Annotated in this window: 3 protein-coding genes; 1 reads left to right on the top strand and 2 read right to left on the bottom strand. The window is 71.9% G+C overall.

The genetic code is table 11. The annotated features are described in order from the left end of the window. Nucleotides 1-35: 35 nt before the first annotated feature. Both ACFUEL_RS35460 and ACFUEL_RS35455 read right to left on the bottom strand, forming a co-directional pair. A complete protein-coding gene (locus tag ACFUEL_RS35460; protein WP_380241658.1) occupies nucleotides 36-689 on the bottom strand; it encodes an MBL fold metallo-hydrolase in 654 nt (217 codons plus the stop codon). A gap of 48 nt (nucleotides 690-737) precedes the next feature. Next, the gene (locus ACFUEL_RS35455) at nucleotides 738-1,517 is read right to left on the bottom strand and encodes a maleylpyruvate isomerase family mycothiol-dependent enzyme (RefSeq protein ID WP_380241656.1); all 780 of its coding nucleotides are present in this window, start codon (nucleotides 1,515-1,517) and stop codon (nucleotides 738-740) included. Nucleotides 1,518-1,780: 263 nt separating this feature from the next. Between ACFUEL_RS35455 and uvrA the strand changes: the two genes are divergently transcribed. Beyond that, complete coding sequence (gene uvrA, locus ACFUEL_RS35450; protein WP_380241655.1) at nucleotides 1,781-4,657, top strand: excinuclease ABC subunit UvrA; 2,877 nt, start codon at nucleotides 1,781-1,783, stop codon at nucleotides 4,655-4,657. Nucleotides 4,658-4,704 lie beyond the last annotated feature (47 nt).

Here is a 4,704-nt window from a genome sequence, read left to right as displayed (position 1 = left end):
CCGCCGGGAGGATCCGGCGGGGCCCCGTCGCCGTGTCACCAGCCGCGCTCGCGCCACTCCGGCAGGTGCGGGCGCTCGGCGCCCAGGGTGGTGTCGTCGCCGTGGCCGGGGTAGACCCAGGTCTCGTCCGGGAGGACGTCGAAGAGCTTCTCGTTGACGTCCCGGAACAGCGAGTCGAACGCGGCCGGGTCGCCCCAGGTGTTGCCCACCCCGCCCGGGAACAGGCAGTCGCCGGTGAACAGGTGCGGGTGGCCCTGCGGGTCGTCGTAGAGCAGCACGATCGCGCCCGGGGTGTGGCCCACCAGGTGGCGCACGGTCAGCTCGACCTGCCCGAAGCGCAGCACCGAGCCGTCCTCCAGCGCCAGGTCGGTCGGCACGTCGATGCCCTCCGCGTCGATCCGCCCGGCCATGGTGCGGGCGCCGGTGACGGCCACCACCTCGGCCAGCGCGCCCCAGTGGTCGCGGTGCCGGTGGGTGGTGACCACCGCGGCCAGCCGCGGGCCGACCGTCTCCAGCAGCACCGGGGCGTCGGCCGCCGCGTCGATCAGCAGCTGCTCGTCGGTGGCCCGGCAGCGCAGCAGGTAGGCGTTGTTGTCGTGCGGGCCGACCGCCACCTTGGTGACGATCAGGTGGGCCAGCTCCCGGACGTCGGGCGCCCCGCCGACCTTCACCGCTCCGTGGTACGTCATCAGGCCGCTCCTCGCTCGCTGTCGGGCTCTCGCGTCAACCGGTCACCATCATCCCATCGGGGGGAGCGCGGGCAGCGCGGAACGGGGGTCGACCAGGCCCTCGCCGCCGCGGTGCACCTGCAGGCCGTCCCCGTTCGAGCGGCCGGAGAGCCAGCCGGTGAGCGCCCGCACCGGGCCCTCCGCGGTCAGTCCGACCTCCCCGCCGCCGATCCGGGCCTCCAGGCCGGCGTCCTCGGCGACCAGCAGCACGCCGGGCAGCTCCTGCGCCGCGCCGAAGAGCTCGCCCAGCCGCCGGAACTCGGCGATCGCGAACGGCTCGGGCCAGTGCGCCGGGGTGTAGCCGGCGTTCAGGTCGACGTGGTGGTACTCCAGCTCGGCGAGCCGCTTCGCCGGGACCTGCCAGGCCGGGAAGACGTAGCCGCTGCGGTGGGTGAGCGGGGCGGTCCAGTGCTCGGGGGCGAGCAGCGCGGCGGCCTCCTGGAAGCGCCGCTGGCTGTCCCGGAGGTCGGCGACCTGCTCGGCCAGCGGGCGGCCGGCCCCGGCCTCGATGTCGGCGTCCCGGCTCTCCGGGGAGGCGTACTGCGGGACGTCCTTCCCGGTGCGGGCCCCGGTCAGCAGGTTGACCAGCGAGTCCGCGTTGCGGGCGAGGTGGGTCAGCACGTGCCCCCTGGTCCAGCCGGGCAGGCCGGACGGCTCGGCCAGTGCGGCCGGCTCCAGCTCGGCCAGGGTGTGCAGCAGCAGTTCGGTGCTCTCCGCGGTGGCCCTCAGCTGCTCGGCGGCTGCGGCGGCCGCGGCGGCCGGGGTGGCCGGGGTGGTGGTGTCGTTCATCGGGGCGGTGCCTTTCGACGGTCGGTGCGGCGGGTCGAGGCGGTGCTGGGCCGGGCCCGGGGCGTTGCCGGGGCCGGTTGTCAGTCGTTGACGCTACCGTCGAGCGCGGATGCCCTTCACCCGTAGGGGTGGCTCCGACTGGACCGGCTCAGATTCGAACGAATGAGCCAGTACGGTGGTTGGCGCATCCTGGAAGAAACCCGTCCTCCCCTCTCCGACTCCCCTCCGACTTCCCTCCGACCCGGAGAAAGGCGCCAGTAGCAGTGGCAGACCGCCTCGTCGTCCGCGGTGCACGCGAGCACAACCTCAAGAACGTCTCGCTCGACCTGCCCCGGGACTCCCTCATCGTCTTCACGGGCCTCTCCGGGTCCGGCAAGTCCTCCCTCGCCTTCGACACGATCTTCGCCGAGGGCCAGCGGCGCTACGTCGAGTCGCTGTCCTCGTACGCCCGGCAGTTCCTCGGCCAGATGGACAAGCCGGACGTCGACTTCATCGAGGGTCTCTCCCCGGCCGTCTCGATCGACCAGAAGTCCACCAGCCGCAACCCGCGCTCCACCGTCGGCACCATCACCGAGGTGTACGACTACCTGCGCCTGCTGTTCGCCCGGATCGGCAAGCCGCACTGCCCGCACTGCGGCCGCCCGATCGCCCGGCAGTCGCCGCAGGCCATCGTCGACAAGGTGCTGGAGCTGCCCGAGGGCACCCGGTTCCAGGTGCTCAGCCCGGTCGTCCGGGAGCGCAAGGGCGAGTTCGTCGACCTCTTCGCCGACCTGCAGTCCAAGGGCTACGCCCGCGCCCGGGTGGACGGGCAGACCGTCCAGCTGACCGAGCCGCCGACGCTCAAGAAGCAGGAGAAGCACACCGTCGAGGTGGTCATCGACCGCCTCACCGTGAAGGCGGGAGCCAAGCGCCGGCTCACCGACTCGGTGGAGACCGCCCTCAAGCTGGCCGGCGGCATGGTCGTGCTCGACTTCGTCGACCTGCCGGAGGACGACCCCGAGCGCGAGAAGATGTTCTCGGAGCACCTCTACTGCCCGTACGACGACGTCTCCTTCGAGGAGCTGGAGCCGCGCTCGTTCTCCTTCAACTCCCCGTTCGGCGCCTGCCCGGACTGCTCGGGCCTGGGCAACCGGATGGAGGTCGACCCGGAGCTGCTCGTCCCCGACGAGGAGAAGTCGCTCGACGAGGGCGCCATCCACCCCTGGTCGCAGGGCGCCACCAAGGAGTACTTCCAGCGCCTGGTCAACGCGCTGGCCGGCGAGCTGGGCTTCCGCACCGACATCCCGTGGGCCGGGCTGCCGGTGCGGGCGAAGAAGGCGCTGCTGTACGGGCACAAGACCCAGGTCGAGGTCCGCTACCGCAACCGCTACGGCCGCGAGCGCTCGTACACCACCGCCTTCGAGGGCGTCGTCCCGTTCGTGACGCGGCGGCACTCCGAGTCGGAGAGCGACGCCGGGCGCGAGCGCTTCGAGGGCTACATGCGCGAGGTGCCCTGCCCGACCTGCAAGGGCACCCGGCTCAAGCCGGTGGTCCTCGCCGTCACGGTGATGGACCGCTCGATCGCCGAGGTCTCCGCGATGTCGATCAGCGACTGCGCGGACTTCCTCGGCGCGCTGCGCCTGGACCGCCGGGACAAGCAGATCGCCGAGCGGGTGCTCAAGGAGGTGCTGGAGCGGCTGCGCTTCCTGGTCGACGTCGGCCTCGACTACCTCTCGCTCAACCGCGCCGCCGGCACCCTCTCCGGCGGCGAGGCCCAGCGCATCCGGCTGGCCACCCAGATCGGCTCCGGCCTGGTCGGCGTGCTGTACGTGCTGGACGAGCCGTCCATCGGCCTGCACCAGCGCGACAACCACCGCCTGATCGAGACCCTCGTCCGGCTGCGGGACATCGGCAACACCCTGATCGTCGTCGAGCACGACGAGGACACCATCAAGACCGCCGACTGGATCGTCGACATCGGCCCCGGCGCCGGCGAGCACGGCGGCAAGGTGGTGCACTCCGGCTCGCTGGAGGAGCTGCTGGCCAACGACGAGTCGCTGACCGGCCAGTACCTCTCCGGCAAGCGCGCCATCCCGATCCCGGCGGCCCGCCGCCCGCGCGACAAGAAGCGCCAGATCGTGGTGCACGGCGCCCGCGAGCACAACCTCAAGGACGTCACGGTCGCCTTCCCGCTCGGCACCTTCACCGCCGTCACCGGCGTCTCCGGCTCCGGCAAGTCCACGCTGGTCAACGACATCCTGTACGCGCACCTGGCCCGCGAGCTGAACGGCGCCCGCAGCGTCCCCGGCCGGCACACCCGGATCACCGGCACCGACCAGGTCGACAAGGTGGTGCACGTCGACCAGTCGCCGATCGGCCGCACCCCGCGCTCCAACCCGGCCACCTACACCGGCGTTTTCGACCACGTGCGCAAGTTGTTCGCGGAGACCCAGGAGGCCAAGGTCCGCGGCTACCTGCCCGGCCGGTTCTCGTTCAACGTCAAGGGCGGCCGCTGCGAGAACTGCTCCGGCGACGGCACGATCAAGATCGAGATGAACTTCCTGCCGGACGTCTACGTCCCCTGCGAGGTCTGCCACGGCGACCGCTACAACCGGGAGACGCTGGAGGTCCACTACAAGGGCAAGTCCATCGCCGAGGTGCTGAACATGCCGATCGAGGAGGCGCTCGACTTCTTCGAGGCCGTCCCCGCGATCGCCCGGCACCTGAAGACGCTCAAGGAGGTCGGCCTCGGCTACGTCCGGCTCGGCCAGCCCGCCACCACGCTCTCCGGCGGCGAGGCCCAGCGCGTCAAGCTCTCCGCCGAGCTCCAGAAGCGCTCCACCGGGCGGACGGTCTACGTCCTCGACGAGCCCACCACCGGCCTGCACTTCGAGGACATCAGCAAGCTGATCAAGGTCCTGGAGGGCCTGGTCGACAAGGGCAACACCGTCATCGTCATCGAGCACAACCTCGACGTCATCAAGACCGCCGACTGGCTGGTCGACATGGGCCCCGAGGGCGGCTCCGGCGGCGGCGGCGTGGTCGTCGAGGGCACCCCGGAGGAGGTCGCGGCCACCCCCGCCAGCCACACCGGCAAGTTCCTGCGCGACATCCTGCCGGGCGTCTCGGACGCGGCGCCCGCGAAGCGCAGGAAGAAGTAGCCGCCGCGCGGACGGGCCCGCCCGGGAGCCCCTGCGGCTCCCGGGCG

The organism is Kitasatospora sp. NPDC057198 (assembly GCF_042670125.1).
Classification (GTDB): domain Bacteria; phylum Actinomycetota; class Actinomycetes; order Streptomycetales; family Streptomycetaceae; genus Kitasatospora.
Note: the sequence above shows the minus strand (reverse complement) of the source record. Positions and strands in the feature narration are given on the sequence as shown.